Genomic DNA, 20,339 nt, shown 5'->3' with positions numbered 1-20,339 from the left:
ACTTGGCGCTTCCGATCACTCGTTAGCGGGAGGCGAATTCTACAGCGTTACTCGCTGCTGTCAACACCTCTTTTACACCGCTTTCGACCGAGTGGATCGAACCGTTAATAACGTCAAACAACACGACTTTATTAACTCCTTCGGGCTTCGCTGAACGGAAGCGTAACCGCTGTCGAAAACTGCGTAACTCATTGTTTAGCAAGGAGTTTTCCGTTTCGACTGCGCCGGAAGTGGGGCGAATTATAGACTTCCAGAATCTGCCGTCAACCTCTAATTCGGCTTTTCTATCAATAAGGTGCAGAACGCCAAAAAAGCGGGCTGTTTTCCCTCTATATAGAGAGCAAAACAGTGGCCTCTATATATAGAGGGAATTCTCAGAGCCCCTCCAGCGTATGCTGCCTGCATCAGCGCTCCATGTTGTGGTACACCTCGGATAAGTTCCCTTTGAAAGAAGTCAGCCGTATGCCGCGCACCGTCGTATTACTCCTGGCATCGCTTGTAGCCTTATACCTTGGGCTCTGTGCTGCCTTGTTCGTGTTTCAGCGCTCCCTCATCTACCTACCGCAACCTCGCACCACGAGTATCTCCGCGACAATTCTCAAGCTACCTGTAACCGACGCCCAGGTGCTGGTGTCAGTCAGGCCCCACGACGGTCCGGATGCGTTTATCTACTTTGGTGGCAACGCCGAGGATGTCTCGCAGAACCTGCCTGACTTTTCGCAAGCCTTTCCGAATCAGGCGATCTACCTGCTTAACTACAGAGGTTTCGGTGGAAGCTCTGGATCCCCCACCGAGGAGTCCCTCGAGCGCGATGCCCTTGCCTTGTTTGACATGGTCCACGCTGACCATCCAAATACGGTGATTGTGGGGCGTAGTTTGGGCTCGGGCGTTGCCATTCATCTTGCGAGCCAGCGGCCGGCATCGCGCCTGATCCTGATTACGCCGTACAGCAGCCTGGAAGATCTTGCCGCTATAAAGATGCCCTTTTTCCCAGTGCGGTGGCTGCTAAAGGACAAGTTCGAATCGTGGAAGTACGCCTCTCGAATCACCGTCCCCACGCTGCTGATCGCGGCTGAACACGACGAAATCATACCCCGGTCAAATACCGAGAAACTTTACGCATACTTCCCCGCGGGCGTGGCCTCGCTCAAGATCATTCCAGGTGCTGGCCACAACTCAATATCGCAAAGCCCTCAGTACTTGAAGCTGCTCGGAAGCGGATTGTATTGACCTGTTTGATTAGCAGAGAAGCGACGCCGTTCAGCGACTATAGAGAGAGTTCCGATCTCAGCTGCAATCCGGAAGAACGAGCCGCTCTGGTGCCTTGACCTGAACCGCTTGCGACTCCTCGCTCACCGTCGAGGTGACCATCGTCGCAATAATGGATTTCAGCACCAGCTGCCCCACCGGCTCGCCCTGACTGTTGATGACCACCAACTCATCGAGCCCCGCTTCGACCAGTGGTTTGACCGCCGACTCGAGTGACGTCCTCATGAGTACTGCCAGCGTTGCTCCTGTCTTCACCCGAATAAACGGTCGCATGATCGCCTCGACGCTGATCACCCTCCCCCGATTCACTTCCTTGACGAAATTGGCAATGTAATCATCGGCAGGGCTCATGACGATTTCCTGCCGGGTGCCTTGTTGCACGACTTCACCGTCACGCAGGATGGCTATTCGATCACCGATGCGCAGCGCCTCATCCAGATCGTGGGTAATGAAGACAATGGTTTTCTTGATTTCTTTCTGTAGATCCAGCAACACCGACTGCATATCCATACGAATCAGCGGATCGAGTGCCGAGAAGGCTTCATCCATCAACAGAATCGGTGCGTCGCTGGCCAGTGCCCGATCCAGCCAGCCCATGACCACGTCCACCTGCCGGCCACGGGGCCGTCCCTGGATCTCCAGCCCATACACCGCATTGTCGAGCACGGTCCGGTTGGGCAGCAGCGCGAACTTCTGAAACACCATGGAGATTTTATGTCGGCGGAATTCTCGCAGATCGTGCGAGCTCATCTTCAGCACGTCCACGCCACCCTCTATGACTTCGTCGGCAGTGGGCTCGATCAATCGGTTGATATGGCGTATCAACGTCGACTTGCCCGAACCGGAAAGGCCCATGATGACCTGAATGCCCCCAGACGGCTGACCCGATCGAAGATCACCGCGATACCGACGATGGCCAGACCGTTGAACATGCCCAAGGTGAAGTACTGGTTGGAAATGGCCTTGAGTACTGGCTGCCCCAGCCCTTGAACACCGATCATCGAGGCGATCACCACCATGGCCAGCGCCATCATGATGGTCTGATTAATCCCGGCCATGATTGAAGGTAGCGCCAACGGCAATTGGACGTTTTTCAGTTTCTGCCAACTGGACGAAGCAAGCCTGCGTTGAGGATTAGCTTGTCGACATTGGCCATCACTTCAGCGGATTGCCAGTTCATGTTGGCGATCGTCACATCGCCACATCGCCACATTCAGACGCTGATACCCAACCACTGAAAGCGACTACCCCAGTGCAAGTCCCGTCTTCGAGAAAGACTTTATATTCATCAACGCTACCATTCGTTACGGGCAGCTCGTGAAATACGACATTCCGCGAGCCGCCACCCCTTCATGTAAAACGACGTTCGATGAATAACAAGAGAAGCGCCGCAGCTGAAAATGCCGCACCGGCATAAAAAGCCACTGCAGCGCCATAGACCTGCCAGAGTCCGCCGGCGATGACGCTGGCCAACAGCAACGCCATTCCGCTGACCAGGTTGAACAGTCCAAACGCTGTGCCTTTAAGAGTGGGGGGCGTCGTGTCCGCCACCAGTGTTGCCAGAATTCCCTGGCTGAAACCCATGTGCAGGCCCCATAAGGCGACACCCAATAGAACCATGCCGACAGACTCGGCATAGGCCAACACCACATCAGCAAGAATCAGCAGCACCAAACCGACACCGAGCAATGCTGTGCGGCTAATACTGTCTGACCATTTTCCAACCGGATACGCTGACAACATATAGAAGCCTGACATCACCACCATGACCAGAGGTACCCAGGTAGCAGAGAACCCCAATTGCTGGGCACGCAAGATCAGGAAAGCCTCACTGAACCGCGCAAGGGTGAACGCGGCACCTATGCCCACGACCCACCAGTATTTTTTTGAAAACTGCCTCAATACATTCATTTGTATGGGCGAGCGGAATTGCCGTGATACAGCTTCATGCTCGGGTTCGTTAATCCCGAAAAAAAGCAGCGCGACCGCCAGTACCGCGGGAATCACTGCAAACCACAGCACCCGGGAAATATCCTCGGCAAACCACAGCATTAGAAAGATGGCCAGAATGGGGCCTAAAAAGGCGCCTACGGTGTCCATCGACTGACGCAATCCAAAGCACGCGCCTCGAATAGCCGGTGGAGCCACATCGGCGACCAATGCATCACGCGGAGCACCGCGGATTCCCTTACCAATCCGATCGAGGATTCGGGCGGTGAAAACCAGCTCTGCAGAGGCCGCCAGAGGAAATAGTGGCTTTGTCAGCGCCGCAAGACCGTAGCCCAACAGCAACAACTCTTTCCTGCGGCCAATGAAGTCGCTGATGGCTCCAGAAAAGACTTTAACGATCAGCGCTGTTGCTTCCGCCACCCCTTCGATGAGTCCAATCGTCATCACGCTAATGCCCAACGTACCCACCAAAAATACCGGCAACAGGCTATGCACCAACTCCGATGACAAGTCCATGAACAGACTGACGAATCCCAGCGCCCAGATCGTGCGTGGAATGGATCGACTCGAGCCCCCTGCAAATTCACCCATCTCTTTTACCTCGGGGTGGTTAGCCTGGTCTGAAATGAACGTAGCCTGGATTCACATCTGCGGCGGCCAGTTATGCGACTCACCCTGACACTCCTTGCACCAGGCGTACAGTGCGTCATACATAATCAAGCCATGCGCCAGCATTTCGTGGTCATCGGCAAAGCGCTGCGATAGCCCCAGCGAAATGGCGTACAACCCAGCCGATTGCGGCGTCAGATCCAGGCGGGAAGTGTCTGCCCCACGCACGATCCTGGCCAACTGCTGCAAGGAGGGATCGCTGAGCTGGTACTTTTTCAGGAACGCATCGAAGCTGCACAGCTCGCCTTCGTGGGACAGCTCAACGCCCGGAATATCGTAAGGCGTTGCGTCTCTCTCAGCGGCAATCCGCAAAACTTCTCGGCTGGGCACGTACAAAAACTCGGCCTCAGGATCGATAAAACGGGTGATCAGCCAAGGACAGGCAATACGGTCGATCTTGGGTCGTTCACGGGTAATCCATCTCATGGAACACCTCCTGCCTAACTCAATAGGCTGGGCGATCTGGCAGGCCCGATGCCCACCAGAAAAGGTTAATCACTCCAAGCCCTTTAGCGCAGCAAATGCACCACCAAGCCAATAAGCGCACAAGCAATCAGTACCTGAATCACGCCACGCTTGAAGCGAAACAAGGCAATCGCCGCTGCAATCGCGATCAGCGCAGAGGGCCAATCGAGGCTACCGCCGAACCCTTTAGGCCAAAGTACGTGGTAACCGAAGAAACACGCCAGATTGAGAATCACCCCAACCACTGCAGCGGTAATCCCGGTGAGAGGTGCGGTGAACTTGAGTTCGTTATGGGTCGCCTCCACCAGCGGGCCACCGGCGAGGATGAACAGGAACGAAGGCAGGAAGGTGAACCAGGTCACCAGCGTGGCCGCGACGGCTCCGGCGAGAAACACATGATCGGTACCGAAAACCTGTAGCACATAGGCGCCGACGAACCCGACAAAAGCCACCACCATGATCAGCGGCCCAGGTGTGGTTTCACCCAAGGCCAGGCCATCAATCATTTGTGTCGGGGTCAGCCAGCCATAGTGCCCCACCGCGCCCTGGTAGACATACGGCAGGACTGCATAGGCGCCGCCAAAGGTCAGCAACGCTGCCTTGGTAAAGAACCAGCCCATCTGGGTCAAGGTGCCTTCCCAGCCAAAGAGTGCAGTCAAGATGCCCATTGGCAACGCCCACAGTGCAGCACCGACAAGCATCAGCATCGCCAGTTTTAACCCGCTGAATCGTGCATGCTCAGGCGACGGCGTATCGTCATCGATCAAGGCCGGGCCAAAGGACTTTTTAGCGGCGCTGTGGCCTCCGGTTCTGAATTTCTCTGGCGCATAACGTCCACCCAGATAACCGAGCAAACCTGCACCCAGCACGATCAGCGGAAAGGGAACATTGAACGCAAATATCGCGGTGAACGAAGCCGCCGCTATTGCCCACAGCCAATTGTTCTTCAGCGCCCGCGAGCCGATTCGATGAGCGGCCTGCACGACGATGGCCGTCACGGCGGGCTTGATGCCATAGAAGAGTCCCGCCACCACCGGTACTTCGCCGAAAGCGATATACATCCAGGACAATGCAATCAGGATGAACAGCGAGGGCAATACAAACAGGCCTCCGGCGATCACTCCACCCCAGGTTCGATGCATCAGCCAACCAATGTAGGTCGCCAACTGCTGAGCTTCCGGCCCGGGGAGCAACATGCAGTAGTTGAGCGCATGCAGAAATCGTCGTTCGGAAATCCAGCGCCGCCGCTCTACCAACTCCTGGTGCATGATCGAAATCTGTCCCGCCGGCCCGCCGAAGCTGATAAAGCCAAGCTTCAGCCAGAACCAGAACGCTTCACGCAAACTGATCGCCTCAGGTCTTTGGAGATCCTGCTCGACGGCTGATCGGGAGACTTCATTCATTAGGTTTATCCTCTTTCACAAACGCTGCGAGCAGGCCGTCGAAGATGGCGCTGGCAGCAGCCAGCAAAAGATCATCACTGGAAATGGTTTCGCGCAGCCCCGCCAGCACTCGCTCGATGCCAACAGCCTCGACCGGCGCAATGCCACCGACATCCAGGTAATGCACCAGAGCGGCGATGCGGCCGAGACCTGGCTCGTGGAGTTCAAAACTGGCTTGCAGCGTTTCGAAGGTCACGCGGTTGCCGACATGACTGAAGGTTGCATCGTCAAAGTCGAAACCCAGCGCATCAACCGGGCAGTCCTGAGGGCTGTTCAGCCAGAGGATCCGAGCCTGCGGATCAATGAAGCGCCGAATCAGCCAGGCACAGGCCAGTCGGTCGACCCAGGGACGCTGACGCGTTGCCCAGACACGGCCCTGATAGTTGCTGCGGTTCAGTACGATTATGGGTTGGTCACGGCTATGCGGTTCATCCGCTGACAGGGCCCTGCTGACCGCCGTCTCCAGATCCTGCAAAGCTGAGTCGATTTGCTGTTTTGGACTGCCTGGAAAGTAATCGATGCTGGCTAACTGCGCGTAGGCCTTGCGCAGCTTGCGAATCTGTTTGGTGGTGACCAGCGCATTCTCAGCATTGAGTTGCGCACGGCACTCGTCAATTTCTGCGTTGAGTCTGGTGTAGTCATCGCTACGGTCGAACAGTTCGATAAAACGCTCACCGTCGGGGTCTACCACGGGCAGGACGTAAGCGGTGCCATTAATTGCCAGGATTTCTCGCTCGACGGATGCCAACGCCTCTCGACAGGCATCGGTATCCGGCAACAAATAGGCACCATCGCGCAGGACCGCTGCACCGCAGGCCTTTAACGCACGCCAAGCGCGCATGCGCTCGGTGGCGTTTGCGGTCGGCAGACCGAGGATCAGAGCGAGCCAGTTTTTCATGTAGAGATAGGATCATAAAAAGTAGATAACTCTACAATATGACTAAAACCCCAAAATAAAAAGCCCTCCTTGATACGTTGCTCAAAAATGACCAAGGGATGAAAACTGGCAGGGAGAGCACCACAACACGGTCGAACTATCGTGTTTTAGAATGTCTTGCCGGCGCTGGCCACCAGTGTTGCGCCGCACAGGTCGTCGTAACCGGTAAAGCTCAGGCACTCGGTTTTCGAAAGGTCAGTATCGATATAGCTCAGGCCCCAGGTAATGCCGACGAAGTCACGGCTGAGTTTAATCTCCCAATCGTGGTAGTCGGGCCGGCTGTTGCCGTTGGCGCTGAAGAATACGTCGTCCTTGTAGTCGACGTATTCATAACGCGCTTCCAGGCCGATTTCCGCAGGCAGCACGGCGCGGTAGCCAATAAACACCGAAGAAACGTCTTCGTCTTTTTTGCCCTTCTGGAAATTACCATTCTCATCCTCGAAGTCAGGGCCTTTCATGTTGTTGACGTATTTGCCGCCGAGCAAGACGCCGTACACGTCCAGGGTGGACTGGATGTCACTCTGGTTGTATTGGCTCTCACGCGGGTATTCGTACTGTGTATAGAAGGTGTCGAGGCTGATGTTGTCGTTGATTTGCCAAAAATAGCCGCCGTAGTACTCGATCTCCTGGCGCGTGCTGGAGTCATGACCAAAATCGACATTCGAGGTCCAGATGCCGGCATACAAGCCGCTGGAGTGGTTGAGGGTGATCGCCAGTTGCGCGGCAGGATCGCCCAGGGTTTGCGAGATGCCGCTGGCGCGATAATCACTGACCAGCGTGGGAGTAATGGCGAGGACGAAGTGGTCGTTGAGTTCCAGCGCCTGAGCGCTGAGCAGTGGCGACAGTGCCAGGCCGGCAAGCACGAAGACAGACAATGCGTTCATATGGATTCTCTTATTTTTATGAGTGTGCGGGGGCTCTTGTGGGAGCGAGCTTGCTCGCTCCCACAGGGGTGCAGCGCGGCGTCAGCTGTGGTTGTCAGGCGTCGGGGGCGTAAACCTGTTTGCCGGCGAAAAAGGTCTTCAAGACCTTTGTATCGAACAACTCGTCGTCGCTGACCTTGAATACATCACGGTCGAGGATGATCAGATCGGCCTGTTTGCCGGGTGCCAGCGAACCAATCTGCTGATCCAGCCGCAGGGCTTTGGCGGCGTTGATGGTGTAGGCGTAGAACATGGTCTGGCGATCAATGCTTTCCTTGGCGTTCAGCACACCCAGGGGGCCTTTGCGAGTGCTGGCCTGAGCGATGGCATTCCACGGATTGGGGCTGGACACCGGCCAGTCACTGCCACCGGCGATGACCGCGCCAGCGTTATGCAGCGACTTGGCAGGGTACTGATAACCGTAAGCAAACGCGCTGATATAGGGTTTGACCAGTTCTACGGTGTACGTCTCGCCGGTGGCCCACAGCAGTTGCATGGAAGCGATCACGCCAAGCTGCTTGAAGCGTGGAAACTCTTTGGGGTTGACCAGTTGCAGGTGGCTGATGCTATGGGCGATCGGCGTTGGGTTGAGCGTGCGCGCATATTCAAAGCCATTGAGTGACTCACGCACAGCTCGGTCGCCGACCGCGTGCATGTGCACGATCCAGCCGCGCTTCTCCGCCGCTACCACCAGCTCACCAAAGTGCGCAGGGTCGATCAGCAGCTGACCGTTTTTATGACTGTTCTTGAAGGGGACAATGACCGCTGCGGTCTGCCCTGGAAACTCCAGAATGCCGTCAGCAAATACTTTGATGCCCGGGAAGGTCAGGTTGGGCACACCCTCGAATTTCTTCATTACCTTGGCCAGTACCTCGAGGTCGGCCGGCTTGCTTTTCGGATTGGTGAGCAGCAAAGCGGCGACGTGCGCGCTGAGTTCGCCCTTCTCTGCCAGTTCGCGGTAAAGCGGCAGTACGCCGTAACTCTGCTCTGTTGCAGTGAAATCGAACAGCGAATCGACATGGCCGGCATTCGCCGCGGCGTCCATCCAGGCGGTGACGCCATATTGATTATTGATTTTCACCGCCTCGCGGGCGGCCTTCAGCATGACCTCGTCGCTGGGCGCTGGAATCTGGTTGCGTACCCGGTCCCAACGAGACTCGGCAAAGTAACCATTGGGCGTGAAGTCCGCTTCGTGGCCCACATAGCTGCGCTCTTTTTCCGGCAGGCTTTTGACCAGCGCGGCATCGATTTTCAGACGTTTGAGCATGGCGTTGTTGGCCCAGCCGGTATGACCGTCAATCCCGCTCAGGACCACCGGTTGATCGGCCCAGCGCCCCTGATTGAAGCGTTTGCCGAGCTCACGGCTTTGTTCCCAATACGCCGAACTGACCCCGGCAATGCTGATCACGTCACCGGCACGCGCCCTGCCCGCCTGATCCTGCTCGATGATCCATTGCTCAAGCGCTGGCAACGGCTTTACTTCGTCCAGCAAGTTGGCACCCAAACTGTCGAGGGCAGCAACCACCGGATGGCTATGGCTATCAATCATCCCTGGCATCAGCACCTTGCCCGCCAGATCAATGCGCTGGGTGTGCGCATCGGCCAATGCGTTGATGTCTGCATCGCTACCGACCTTGAGAATCTTGCCGTTTTCTACCGCCACTGCCTTGGCCAGGGACTGACCGGGAATGCCGGTAAACACCTTGCCATTGGTCAGTACCAGGTCAGCCGCAGCCATGGCCTGCAGCGAGGGGAGCGTTAACATTGCAGCCAATACGCACGGGGTAAATCGCTTCATCTGAACGTCCTTTTTTTGTTGTTATCGTGGTGTTGCCATTGGCGACTGACCGAATCAGCGGCCTGCGATTTCCTTGAGCCGGTACCAGAACATGCCCAGTGCCAACAACGGAGAACGCAGCAGTTTGCCGCCGGGAAAGGTCATGTGCGGCACGCTGGCGAACAGGTCGAAGCCCTGGCTGTGTTCAAGGCTGATGGCTTCGGCCACCAACCGAGCCGCCATGTGCGTGGTGTTGATCCCATGTCCGGCGTAAGCCTGGGCATAGAACACATTAGGTTGAGCCTGCAAGCGGCCAATCTGCGGCAGTCGGTTGGCACCGATGCCAATCATCCCGCTCCACTGAAAGTCGATGCGTTTTGCCGCGAGCTGTGGGAACACCTCGAGCATTTTCGGACGCATGTAGCCGGCGATATCCTTTAGCGTCCGTCCTGAGTAGTGACACGCGCCACCAAACAGCAGCCGGCGATCCGCCGACAGGCGATAGTAATCGAGCCCTACCCGCTGATCGCACAGCGCCCGGTTAGCGGGTATCAGTGTCTGGGCAAGGGCCTCGCTCAACGGTTCAGTCGCTACGACGTAGCTGCCAGCCGCGAGCACTTTGCCGCTGAGTGCCGGTTCCAGATCGCCCAGATGAGCATTGCCCGCGAGCACCAGCGTCTTGGCGTGAACCACACCGTTGGCCGTGTGCACACGAATGCGACGGCCATAGTCGATACGAATGGCCGCACTGTTCTCGCACAAGCGAACACCCAGGCGTTGGGCCAGAGCGGCCTCGCCCAATGCCAGATTGAGTGGATGCAGATGCCCCGACCCCTCGTCTATCAGGCCGCCGACATAGCGGTCAGAACCGACCACGCGGTGCATGTCACGTTGTTCGACCAGCTCGACTTTATGGGGATATCCCAGGTGTTTGAGGGCTTCCTGCTCCGCTAGCAGGTTCTCGAAATGTCGAGGGGTATTGGCCAGTTCGCAATGACCCCAGCGCAAATCACACTCGATGTCATGCTGCTGCACGCGCTGACGGACAAGATCAACCGCGTCCAGGCCCAATTGCTCAAGCACCTTTACGCCTTCGCTACCGATGGATTTTTCGTGGCCGCCAAGGTCGTGGCCAATGCCACGAATCAGCTGACCACCATTGCGGCCGGTGGCGCCCCAGGCTATCTGGTGTGCCTCCAGAACAATGACCGAGTGACCTCGCTCAGCCAGTTCAATCGCCGTGTTCAATCCGGTAAAACCAGCACCGACGATGCACACATCCGCCTGTGCCTGGCCTTCAAGTGGCGGGCAGTCGAGCTGACGATTTCGAGTGGCGCTGTAGTACGTCTGCGGTGAAGAAAACAGGGACGTCATAAGGGGTACTGCCTATCAGTTGCCGGGCGCAGGTCTCCGCCCGGCGCAGGGGTTAACGACCGGACTTGAGCTTGCTCCAGGAGCGATTCATCCAGCGCATGATGTCGGGCGGCAGCTCCGTCGAAACGTAGAGCTTTGCCTGTACCGATTCAGGTGGGTAGATCGATGGATTGCCAGTGATGTCCGCACTCATCAGCGCCGTGGCCTGGGTATTGGCGTTGGCGTAGCCCACATAATCGCTGACCTTGGTAATCACCTCCGGTTTGAGCAGGTAGTTGATGAACGCATGGGCTTGTTCGGGGTTCTTGGCATCGGCCGGAATCGCCAACATGTCGAACCACAGGTTGCCGCCCTCCTTCGGGACGGTGTAGGCGATTTTCACGCCATTCCCGGCCTCCTCGGCACGATGGATTGCCTGGTACACATCGCCTGAATAACCGAACGCGACACAGATATTTCCGTTGGCCAGATCCGAGACGTACTTGGAGGAATGGAAATAGGTGATGTAAGGACGCAAGGTCAGCAGTTTGCGCTCGGCGACCTTGTAATCCTCAAGCCGGGTGCTGTTGGGATTGAGCCCCAGGTAGTTGAGCATTGCCGGCAAGGCTTCGTCTGCGGAGTCCATGAAGGCAACGCCACAGGCTTGCAGCTTCTTGAGGTTCTCGACCTCGAACAGCATGCTCCAGGAGTCGATGGTGTCGACGCCCAACACCTGCTTTATCTTCTCGACGTTGTAACCAATGCCATTGGTGCCCCACAAATACGGCACGGCGTACTGATTGCCCGGATCGTTGGCTTGCAGACGTTTGAGCAACACCGGGTCGAGATTCTTCCAGTTCGGCAGCTGTGCCCTGTCGAGTTTCTGGAACGCCCCGGCCTTGATCTGACGACCGAGAAAGTGATTGCTCGGCACCACCACGTCATAGCCGGTGTGCCCGGCCAGCAACTTGCCTTCCAGGGTTTCATTGGAATCGAAAACGTCATAAACCGGCTTGATATCGGTTGCCCGCTGGAAGTCCACGAGGGTGGTTTCGGCGATGTAATCGGTCCAGTTATAGATGTTCACCATTTCTTGCGCCGACGCCTGGCCAGCCAGACCGCAAAGCGTCGTGAGCACGAGTTTTAGCGCGATACGTTTCATTCACATGTCCTTGCTGTGGGTACATTTGAGAATGTGTTCACCAAAGGTGGGGCATTACACGCTGTGCATCAGGTACTCACGCTCCCAGGAGCTGATGACCTGCTTGTAGTTCTCGTGCTCGACCCGTTTGACCGCGACAAAGCCTTTGGTGAAACGCTCGCCCAGGTACTCTTTGGTGATGTCCGAGTGCTCCATGCGCTCCAGCGCCGCCTCCAGGGTCAGCGGCAGGCGCAGGTTGCGCCGCTCATAACCGCGACCGACCACCGCCGGACTTGGCTCGACCCCCTCGACCATGCCCACGTAACCGCACAACAGGCTGGCCGCCAGGGCCAGATAAGGGTTGGCATCAGCACCGGCCAGACGATTTTCGACCCGACGATTCTGCGGATCCGAATCCGGCACGCGCAGGCCGACCGTACGGTTTTCCTCGCCCCACTCGACGTTAACCGGCGCCGAGGTGTCGGGTAGAAAACGACGGAACGAGTTCACGTTGGGCGCGAACAGCGGCAGGGTTTCAGGAATGTATTTCTGCAACCCGCCAATGTGGTGCATGAACAGCTCACTCATGCTGCCATCGGGATTGGAGAACACCGACACACCGGTTTTCAGATCCACCACGCTCTGGTGCAAATGCATCGCACTACCCGGCTCGCCCGTCATTGGCTTGGCCATGAAGGTGGCGCTGACATCGTGTTTGAGGGCGGCTTCGCGCAGGGTTCGCTTGAAGACGATGATCTGATCGGCCAGGGACAACGGATCACCGTGACGGAAGTTGATCTCCATCTGCGCGGTGCCTTCTTCGTGAATCAACGTATCCAGGTCCAGCCCTTGGGCCTCGCTCCAGTCATACATGTCTTCGAACAACGGATCGAACTCGTTGGTCGCCTCGATCGAGTAGGACTGACGCCCGGTCTCCTGGCGACCGGAACGGCCGATCGGTGGTTTTAACGGGTAATCCGGATCAGGGCTGCGCTGAGTCAGGTAGAACTCCATTTCAGGCGCGATGATGGGCTTCCAGCCGCGCTCCGTGTAGAGCCTCAACACCTTTTTCAGGATATTGCGCGGCGACAGTTCAATCGGATTGCCTTGTTTGTCATAGGTGTCGTGGATGACCTGAGCGGTGGGCTCCAGCGCCCATGGCACCAGGAATACCGCGCCTTCGTCCGGGCGACAGTGCATGTCGATATCCGCCGCGTCCAACAGCTCGTAGTAGATATCGTCTTCAACGTAATCGCCGGTGACGGTCTGCAACAAGACACTCTCCGGCAGGCGCATGCCCTGCTCGTTGAGGAACTTGTTGGTCGGAGATATCTTGCCCCGAGCGATGCCGCTCAGGTCCGAGATCAGGCACTCGACTTCAGTGATTTTGTTTTCTTTGAGCCATTGGCTCAGTCGATCCAGATTGCCTTTCATAACGCCTCGTACAGGGAAATGCCTGGGCGCCCCATGGCAGCCCAGTTCCGTGCTTCAAGGAGATAGTGCAATCGGGAGGATGCCGGCTTCTATCCGATTTACGCCGTTGTTCATGCCTCATTTTGGGGCATGAACAACGGACAGGTGATTCAGCGACGGCGTAAGAGCGTGCAGCTGGGAAGCTCGCCGAACAGGCCGCGATAGGCTTCCGAAAAGCGCCCCAAGTGCCAGAATGACCAACGCATGGCGATTTCCGCCACGGTGGTTTCACCTGCGGATGTGCGCAGCAAATCGCGGCGCGCGAAGTTCAACCGGCGCAGCCGCTGCCATTGGCTGGGCGACACACCGGTAAAGGAGGTGAAGCTTTGCTGTAACTGTCGCACAGAAACCCCGGCGCCACTGGCCAGTTGCAGCACATTGAAATGCTCTTGCGGGCACGCCATGACCAAATCGAAAACCCGCTGAATGAGCCGCCGATCATGGGCCAGGTGTTTCTGGCTGGCGCGATCCAGCGTCTGGCTCGGGCAGTCGAGGATATACAGACAATCGTCGACCAGCTGTTGCGCCAGGCCCTCCTCGACTTGCGGGGGTTGCTCTGAGACCAGCTGTTGCAGCGTGCTGCTCAACCAGCGACCGAAGACCTGGCTCTGCTGGGAAACCAGCGGGGTCAGGAACAATCCATCAAGGTTGCTCAGATTCGGGCTATCGAGTTGCTTCAGGTACTGAGGACCAATCACCACCGCGACTTCTTTATAGTTCTCCGGCGTGATCCAGGTGTTTTGAGTTTCTTCGTTGAGCAAATACAGCGAGCCATTCTGCGTATCAAAACTGAACACCAATGAATCAGCGGGCGCATGAAAATGCTGCTCTATCCGCGTGTTCATCCGCTCTTCATACACCTCAACGCCGCCCAGCTCCAGGTGCACCACCTTGCCCTGAAAATAACCGGGCGACATCTGCTGGTAATGCTCCTGCCAACCGGCGATGACCAGTTGCTGATCCACATCCGCAGTATCGTGCGATTGAATCTGCATGCTGCTTTCCTTCCTTGTATCCCTGCGCAGACACGCCAGGACAGGGTCAGTGTTAATTATTATTAGCGCACCCTAGCAGCGTGGAAAAAGCAGCGCAAGATACCCTTTCGGCTCAGTGACAGCCCATCAAGGCGTCTGGCGCTGCAGACACGCACTGATAAAGTTGGTCCGTTTCTGATTGTTCGGTAGCTTTTTAAAGTTTTCGGGGGCGCAATTCTTGTCATTGACTTCGTATTTGCTTTCGCAGCCCGTAAGAACCAATAGCAATAAAGAAACAGCGGCGAGCCATTTAATGTCCATCGTTTTGTCCTGACGTGACGTTCTCTAACCTGCAAAACTGGATGCCTGTTTAAAGCACACTTTATTAGCCTCCCTGTGCAGTCGTCAGCCTAATCCATGTCTACCGACTGCGCAGTCGTGTACCGCACACTCATCTGGATAATCACTCTTTAAACCGACAAGAGAATGACGACTGGATAATTGCGTATTCGTACCTATTCTCTGCACAGAGAAGACGGATTTCGGGCGAGCAGTTAATCGGCTTTCTCGAGGGACTCACGACACTGCGAAAGATCTCAGCATGAACCCGACAAGTGCGCCAATTACGACAACGACTGGTCCGGGCACGTTTAGCGCCCGACAACTGCATAGAGCGTCTCAATCACTGGAGTGAAAAACTATGAGCCTGTCCCGAAAATTGCTTGTCGGCGTTGCACTGACCAGCCTGCTTCTCGGCGGTTGCACCTCGAAAATGACCGAAAAGGAACAGTATTCCGGGTTCCTCCCCAACTACAGCGACCTGAAGGAAGCCACCTCCCCAAGTGGCAGCCCGGTGATGCGCTGGGTCGCCCCGGACTTCAAACCCAACGCCTACGACACGGTGGTGTTCAAAGGGCTCGAGCTTTATCCCGCGCCGAAGCCGAACGAGCGCGTCAATATGCAAACCCTGCAACAATTGCAGGCTTACATGACGTCCAGCGCCAAGGGCGTACTTGAGCAGAAATACCGGGTGGTTCCGACGATGAAAGACGTGCGCGCCGGTTCACGAGCGCTGGTCATGCGGGCGGCGATCACCGGCGTCAGCGCCTCCAACCAGGGCATGAAATGGTATGAAGTGGTTCCAGTCGCGGCAGTGGTTGGCAGTGTGTCCGCCGCCACAGGGCACCGCGATCAAGACACCGAGCTGTATATCGAGGCGCAATTTATAGACGCGGCAAGCGGTAAGCCAGTGGCCAAAGTGGTGCGCAAAGTCTTTGGTAAAACCCTGGAGAATACCAGCCAGCAGGTGACCGCCAATGATTTCAAAGCGGCGATCAAGGAGCTGACCAGCGACTTGCAGGCGTTCATCAAGTAGCAGCGGGTATTTTCGCCGACTCAGCCATCACGGCTGGGTTGGCGGTGACTGTGAATGTGCAGAGCGAACGGTAACGTGCCTTCTGCGACTTTATCGCCCGGATCAAGCTGGATGTGCTCGATCTGGAGGTGCTCATGGCCTTCGCGAACAAGCATGAGGCCGATGCCAGCGCCTGAGGCTGAATACTGCATATCTAAGGCATACCCCAATGCTGGTCAGTTGAGGGAGTTTCTGGCTTCGCACATTCCTCGTAGCAGCTGCCGAAGGCTGCGTTCGGCTGCGCAGCAGCCGCAGATCCTGCTTCCACGGTTTATCTGGAATACCGCAGCGCCTGATTTTACGACTGCTGCGCCGCCGAACGCAGGCTTCGCCAGCTGCTACGGTTCGCATAGCGTCTCATACCCCGGCTTTTTCTTGCCTAGCCTATGGCCGTTTGCTCTGCTGTAGCCTGGCGAAGTTGTGCTTGATGACATCCATCACTGCAGCGGTCATCACCGAGGTGGAGACGCCAAACATCAGGATACCGTTAGCCGCTTCCAGCGGGCCGAGCAGACGCCAGCGTTCGGTCATGACGATATCGCCATAGCCCAAGGTGGCGAAGTTGACCCCCGAGTGATAAAGCGCGGTGGCGAACTCGCCAAATTCGCCGAGGAGCATAAACAGCGCGGCCCAGATGATCATCTGCACGAAATTGCCGAGCAACATCAGCAGCATCACCATCGATAGCGACAAGATATCCAGTAACTGCGAATCGCGGCCTCGTTTGGCATGCCTGAAGTGCGCGTAGTAGTGCAGGCACTTGGCCGCGAACATGGCCTGTAGCAGCAGGCAGAGCAACATCACGGGGAGACCGGTCAGCAGATTGAGCAGCATGGTTAACCTCTTCAGCGCGCAGGCTGCCGCACGCGGCGACGTTGGTCGAGCAAGTGGACCATCAGGCAGGCATATAGAGTGACGACAATGAACAGCCCCATGCGCACGGCGAACGCGGTGTAGACATCCTTGCCGGCGGCGCTGTCCTGTACCGACTGGCCGAGCAGGATGATCATGGTCACCAGGCTGTTCAGCCAGAAACCCGGGGTTTGCCGGGTCGGGCTCAGGGCATACAGCTTGCGCGCCAGCAGCAAACCGAACAGCAGCATCCACAGGAAGAACATCCACAGATGCACAAACAGGCCGAGGGCGAACCAGAACAGGATCGCCAGCAGGCCACCCAGCAGGGTCGAGCCGAGCAACTCGCGACCGGCATTGCGAGCCGTCGTTGTGCAGCTCTGTTGGCCGAGGCTGACGGCCTTCAAGATGATCGGCAGATAGCTGGCCGGATCGATCAGCGCCAACAGGAAGGCCGGTAGCACGACCAGGGTGGCACGCAGCGCTACCCATCTGGCCTCTTCGGCCGGCAAGACTGGGGCGGCTGGCGGCGACTGCCCGCTGGTCGGTTCTGGAAATAGCCAATGACTGAAGGACAACACCATGACGGCGAGGAGCAGGCCCTTGACCAGCGCGCCGATGACCAGAGTGGCCAGGCCGAAATCCGCGGTGCCGGCCGCGGAAATCATGGTCAGGCCAATCACCAGAAAGGTGACGATCAGGTTGTTACCGCCGCGCAGACCAAAATGGAAGGCCAGGAACAGGCCCAGGCCAATCAGCAGCACGCCGCTGACGGGGTAATAACGCAGGACCGGGATCAGCAGCAGGCCGCTGCCGGTGGTCAACATTGCTACCAGCGCAAGGCCCAGTCCGGCCTTGAGCGACAGCGGGCGGTTGACTGTGGCCAGGAGCATCAGGCCAAGCACGGGGGCGATAAAGGGGATCGGCAGTTCCAGTCCGAAGCTGGCGGCGAGGCACAACGCCGTGCCGCTGGCCAGGCGCAGCGCACGCTGAACGCGGGGCTCGCGCTTAGTAGGCCCGCTCTCAATAGGCATAGGACAGCCAGCTCATTAGATGCACGAACAAGCGGCCGAGCGGGTTGAGCGGATTGCCCGGGCTGGGGAACGCCATGACTTCGGCCTGGCCACCAGCGCGGACGCCACGGATGTCGCGCAATCTGGCCGACGCGTCAGGGGAAAACTCGATAATCACTGGAAAGCGCTGGGCCGGACGCAGCCAGTCGCGGCTGTTCTGCACACTCGGCAGGGTACCCGGCGCCGTGCTCGGCCCCACGCTGACACCGTAGCCAATGCTGCGCACACGCCCCTCGAATACCTCGCCGGGCAAGGCGTCCAGCACAATGGCAACCGGGGTATCAAGTTCGACCCGGCCCAGGTTGTTCTCGGTCATGTCCGCACTGACCCACACATCGTGGATGGCGATCAGGGTCATGACCGGGCTTCCGGCAGCTGCAAATAGCCCGGTATCAGTACGCAGATCGGTGATCAGCCCGGCTGAGCGCGCTCGTACCTGGGTATTGGCCAAGTCCAGTTCGGCTTTCGCCAGAGCGGTGGCGGAGCTGCGCAGCAGAGCGTTCTCTTCGTCGTTGCCGCCCTGTTGTTCACGCGCGCGTTGAACTTCGGCCCGGGCGGCGGCGACCTGACTGATGGCCTGTTCGTGGTTGGCGCGAGACACTTCGAGCAGCCGCACGGAAATGGTCCCGGGATCTTCGCGGTGCAGGCCTTCAAGGCGTTGGTTATCTTGCCTCGTCTTGAGTTCGTTGGCCTGGGCAGCCCGCAAGGACGCCTGCGCGGATTCGATGCCGGCGGTGCTGGCGCCGATTTGTCGGCGTGTCGACTCAAGGTCGGCGTGCGCGCGGTCGACGGCGATCTGATACGCCTGCCGATCCACCTCGAAGAGGACGTCGCCAGCCTTGACGTCCTGATTGTTGCGCACCTGCACTCGGGTCACCCGCCCCGCCACTTCTGAGGCCACCGGAATCACAAAAGCCTGGACCCGGGCCTGTTGCGTATAGGGGGTGAAGCGGTCAGCCAGCAGGTACCAGACCAGGCTCAGAACGATCAGCAACATCACCCACTTGATGCCCTTTTTAGCAGGGTCGGCGGCAGGCTCTGGCGCTTTGGGGGCAGGCGCCTCGGGGGTGGGCTGCGCGGCTTCACTCATTGCTTTTTACCTCGCGTGGCGTCGGGGTGGGGCTGGCGGTGGGTTCATCCAGCAGGTCGCCCCAGTCAGTGCGTTTGCGCATCTGCTCGCGGGTGGCTTGATCAACTCTCGGCTGGGCGCTGTACCAGCCCCCTCCAAGGGCCTTGTACAGGGCAATCAGATTGCTCACTGCATTGCTGCGGCTGAGCAGGTAGTTATCCTGCTGATTGAGCAGCGCGCTCTGAGCATCGAGCACCCGCTGGAAATCCGAATAACCCTCTCGGTACTGGGTGCTGGCCAGGACCAACGAGCGCTTGGCGGCCAACTCTGCCTCGCGCAGGATGCGTTCGCGCTCCAGCGACTTGGTCAGGCCGTAGGCCGCATCATCGGCCTCGCGCGCGGCCTGGCGTACGGTGTCGCGGTAGACCTCGATCAACTGCTGCAAGCGGGCATCCTGCACCCGCACGTTGTTGGTGATTCGGCCGTGGTCGAACAGGTTCCAGCGCAGACTGGGGCCGCCGATCAGGTCCAGATTATTGGAGGTACCGCCCAGTGAATTGGCGGACCAGACGATGCTGCCCAGCAGGCTCAGCGACGGGTACAAGTCGGTTTCGGCCACGCCGATGAGCGCCGATTGGGCGGCGACGTTGAGTTCGGCAGCGCGCACGTCCGGGCGGCGCAGCAGCAGGTTGGCCGGTACGTCCTGCAGCACCGCGCGGTCAACCAGTGGAATCAGCCCTTCTGTCTCGGCAAGCTGCGCCAGCCTGCCGGGCGGTTGTCCGATCAGCACGGCCAATGCATTGCGAGTGCGCGAAACCTGGTCTTCGAGGTCGGGGATGCTGCTCAGGGTGCCCAGGTACTGGGTCTTGGCCTGTTGCAGGTCGAGCTCGGCATTCTGACCGCTGTTGAACAGCTTTTCGGTGATTTCAAAACTGCGCTTTTGCTGCCCGGCGTTCTCGCGGGCGACGCGCAAACGCGCTTCAGTGGTGCGCAGCGCGAAATAAGTATCGGCCACCTGGGCCCGCAGCAGCACCAGTACGTCCTCATAATTGGCCTGGGCGGCGAAGAAACCGGCATCGGCTGACTCGATGGCACGGCTGAAACGCCCCCAGAAATCCAGCTCCCAAGCGATGTCAAAACCGGCGCTGTATTGCCAGAAATGGCTGTTCTGGGGGTTGCTCCCACCGTATTGGTTGCGGTGTACGTACAGGCTGTCAGCGCTGGCCTGCTGCAATTGCGGATAGCGTCCGCTTTGGGCAATGCCCAGTTGGGCGCGAGCTTCCATCACGCGCAGGCCGGCAACCTTCAGGCTGGCGTTGTGAGCATCAGCATCGCTAATCAGACGGTCGAGGACCGGATCGGCGAAGACCTGCCACCACTGACGGGTATCGGGTTGTGGACGCTGCTGGCTGGCCTGCTCAAGTGCGGGGCTGTTCCAGTGCTCGACCCACGCTTCGCGCGGTGACTGAAAGTCCGGCCCCAGGCGCGCACAGCCGCCAAGGCCCAGTCCCCCCATCAGGAGCCCCCCTATCAGGAGCCCCTCTATCAGAAGTACCCG

General features: G+C 58.0%; 20 protein-coding genes. 2 read left to right on the top strand and 18 right to left on the bottom strand.

Annotated elements, in window-relative coordinates:
* The first annotated feature begins 462 nt into the window (after positions 1 to 462).
* Positions 463 to 1,230 carry an alpha/beta hydrolase gene (locus tag ACN1C3_RS12365; RefSeq protein ID WP_419116089.1) on the top strand — a complete coding sequence of 256 codons (768 nt, stop codon included), beginning with the start codon at positions 463 to 465 and terminating at the stop codon, positions 1,228 to 1,230.
* Between the two features lie 57 nt (positions 1,231 to 1,287).
* Here ACN1C3_RS12365 and ACN1C3_RS12360 read toward each other — a convergent pair whose 3' ends face one another.
* The 13 genes from ACN1C3_RS12360 to trbK all read right to left on the bottom strand — a co-directional run bounded on the left by ACN1C3_RS12360 (position 1,288) and on the right by trbK (position 14,694).
* A complete protein-coding gene (locus ACN1C3_RS12360; protein WP_419116088.1) occupies positions 1,288 to 2,124 on the bottom strand; it encodes an ATP-binding cassette domain-containing protein in 837 nt (278 codons plus the stop codon).
* Positions 2,091 to 2,327 (bottom strand): hypothetical protein, encoded by a 237-nt coding sequence (locus ACN1C3_RS12355; RefSeq protein ID WP_419116087.1) that lies wholly within the window; start codon positions 2,325 to 2,327, stop codon positions 2,091 to 2,093. The genes ACN1C3_RS12360 and ACN1C3_RS12355 overlap by 34 nt, the downstream gene beginning before the upstream one ends.
* 292 nt (positions 2,328 to 2,619) lie before the next feature.
* Positions 2,620 to 3,810: an MFS transporter gene (locus tag ACN1C3_RS12350; protein WP_419116086.1), complete on the bottom strand. Its 1,191-nt coding sequence runs from the start codon at positions 3,808 to 3,810 to the stop codon at positions 2,620 to 2,622.
* A 51-nt stretch (positions 3,811 to 3,861) separates the two neighbouring features.
* A complete protein-coding gene (locus ACN1C3_RS12345) occupies positions 3,862 to 4,314 on the bottom strand; it encodes a chromate resistance protein ChrB domain-containing protein (protein WP_419116085.1) in 453 nt (150 codons plus the stop codon).
* Between the two features lie 83 nt (positions 4,315 to 4,397).
* The gene (gene chrA, locus ACN1C3_RS12340) at positions 4,398 to 5,756 is read right to left on the bottom strand and encodes a chromate efflux transporter (RefSeq protein ID WP_419116084.1); all 1,359 of its coding nucleotides are present in this window, start codon (positions 5,754 to 5,756) and stop codon (positions 4,398 to 4,400) included.
* On the bottom strand, positions 5,749 to 6,693 hold the full coding sequence (locus ACN1C3_RS12335) for a chromate resistance protein ChrB domain-containing protein (protein ID WP_419116083.1): 945 nt from the start codon (positions 6,691 to 6,693) through the stop codon (positions 5,749 to 5,751). Before ACN1C3_RS12335 ends, chrA begins: the two co-directional genes overlap by 8 nt.
* Before the next feature lie 146 nt (positions 6,694 to 6,839).
* The gene (locus ACN1C3_RS12330; protein ID WP_419116082.1) at positions 6,840 to 7,616 is read right to left on the bottom strand and encodes a TorF family putative porin; all 777 of its coding nucleotides are present in this window, start codon (positions 7,614 to 7,616) and stop codon (positions 6,840 to 6,842) included.
* A gap of 94 nt (positions 7,617 to 7,710) precedes the next feature.
* Positions 7,711 to 9,453, bottom strand: a complete 1,743-nt coding sequence (locus tag ACN1C3_RS12325) for an amidohydrolase (protein WP_419116081.1) — start codon at positions 9,451 to 9,453, stop codon at positions 7,711 to 7,713.
* 54 nt (positions 9,454 to 9,507) lie between these two features.
* Positions 9,508 to 10,806, bottom strand: a complete 1,299-nt coding sequence (locus ACN1C3_RS12320; RefSeq protein WP_419116080.1) for an NAD(P)/FAD-dependent oxidoreductase — start codon at positions 10,804 to 10,806, stop codon at positions 9,508 to 9,510.
* Between the two features lie 52 nt (positions 10,807 to 10,858).
* Positions 10,859 to 11,947 carry a polyamine ABC transporter substrate-binding protein gene (locus ACN1C3_RS12315; RefSeq protein ID WP_419116079.1) on the bottom strand — a complete coding sequence of 363 codons (1,089 nt, stop codon included), beginning with the start codon at positions 11,945 to 11,947 and terminating at the stop codon, positions 10,859 to 10,861.
* 54 nt (positions 11,948 to 12,001) lie between these two features.
* Positions 12,002 to 13,360 carry a glutamine synthetase family protein gene (locus ACN1C3_RS12310; RefSeq protein ID WP_419116078.1) on the bottom strand — a complete coding sequence of 453 codons (1,359 nt, stop codon included), beginning with the start codon at positions 13,358 to 13,360 and terminating at the stop codon, positions 12,002 to 12,004.
* 149 nt (positions 13,361 to 13,509) lie between these two features.
* Entirely contained in the window at positions 13,510 to 14,394 is an 885-nt protein-coding gene (locus tag ACN1C3_RS12305) for a helix-turn-helix domain-containing protein (RefSeq protein ID WP_419116077.1), read from the bottom strand.
* Positions 14,395 to 14,520: 126 nt separating this feature from the next.
* Positions 14,521 to 14,694, bottom strand: a complete 174-nt coding sequence (gene trbK / locus ACN1C3_RS12300) for an entry exclusion lipoprotein TrbK (protein WP_419116076.1) — start codon at positions 14,692 to 14,694, stop codon at positions 14,521 to 14,523.
* Between the two features lie 379 nt (positions 14,695 to 15,073).
* Between trbK and ACN1C3_RS12295 the strand changes: the two genes are divergently transcribed.
* Complete coding sequence (locus tag ACN1C3_RS12295) at positions 15,074 to 15,748, top strand: DUF3313 domain-containing protein (protein ID WP_419116075.1); 675 nt, start codon at positions 15,074 to 15,076, stop codon at positions 15,746 to 15,748.
* A gap of 20 nt (positions 15,749 to 15,768) precedes the next feature.
* Here the strand turns inward: ACN1C3_RS12295 and ACN1C3_RS12290 are convergent, their stop codons facing one another.
* From ACN1C3_RS12290 to ACN1C3_RS12270, 5 genes are all read right to left on the bottom strand, one after another.
* A complete protein-coding gene (locus tag ACN1C3_RS12290; protein ID WP_419116074.1) occupies positions 15,769 to 15,903 on the bottom strand; it encodes a hypothetical protein in 135 nt (44 codons plus the stop codon).
* Between the two features lie 268 nt (positions 15,904 to 16,171).
* Positions 16,172 to 16,621 (bottom strand): potassium channel family protein, encoded by a 450-nt coding sequence (locus tag ACN1C3_RS12285; protein WP_419116073.1) that lies wholly within the window; start codon positions 16,619 to 16,621, stop codon positions 16,172 to 16,174.
* Positions 16,622 to 16,632: 11 nt separating this feature from the next.
* Positions 16,633 to 17,673, bottom strand: coding sequence for a DUF2955 domain-containing protein (locus ACN1C3_RS12280; protein ID WP_419116072.1), 1,041 nt, complete (start codon positions 17,671 to 17,673; stop codon positions 16,633 to 16,635).
* Positions 17,663 to 18,802: an HlyD family secretion protein gene (locus tag ACN1C3_RS12275; RefSeq protein ID WP_419116071.1), complete on the bottom strand. Its 1,140-nt coding sequence runs from the start codon at positions 18,800 to 18,802 to the stop codon at positions 17,663 to 17,665. Before ACN1C3_RS12275 ends, ACN1C3_RS12280 begins: the two co-directional genes overlap by 11 nt.
* Positions 18,795 to 20,297, bottom strand: coding sequence for an efflux transporter outer membrane subunit (locus tag ACN1C3_RS12270; RefSeq protein ID WP_419116070.1), 1,503 nt, complete (start codon positions 20,295 to 20,297; stop codon positions 18,795 to 18,797). Before ACN1C3_RS12270 ends, ACN1C3_RS12275 begins: the two co-directional genes overlap by 8 nt.
* Positions 20,298 to 20,339 lie beyond the last annotated feature (42 nt).

This window comes from Pseudomonas sp. H11T01, from assembly GCF_048515765.1.
Lineage (GTDB): Bacteria > Pseudomonadota > Gammaproteobacteria > Pseudomonadales > Pseudomonadaceae > Aquipseudomonas.
The sequence above is the reverse complement of the archived record's forward strand: the minus strand, read 5'-3'. Positions and strand labels throughout refer to the sequence as shown.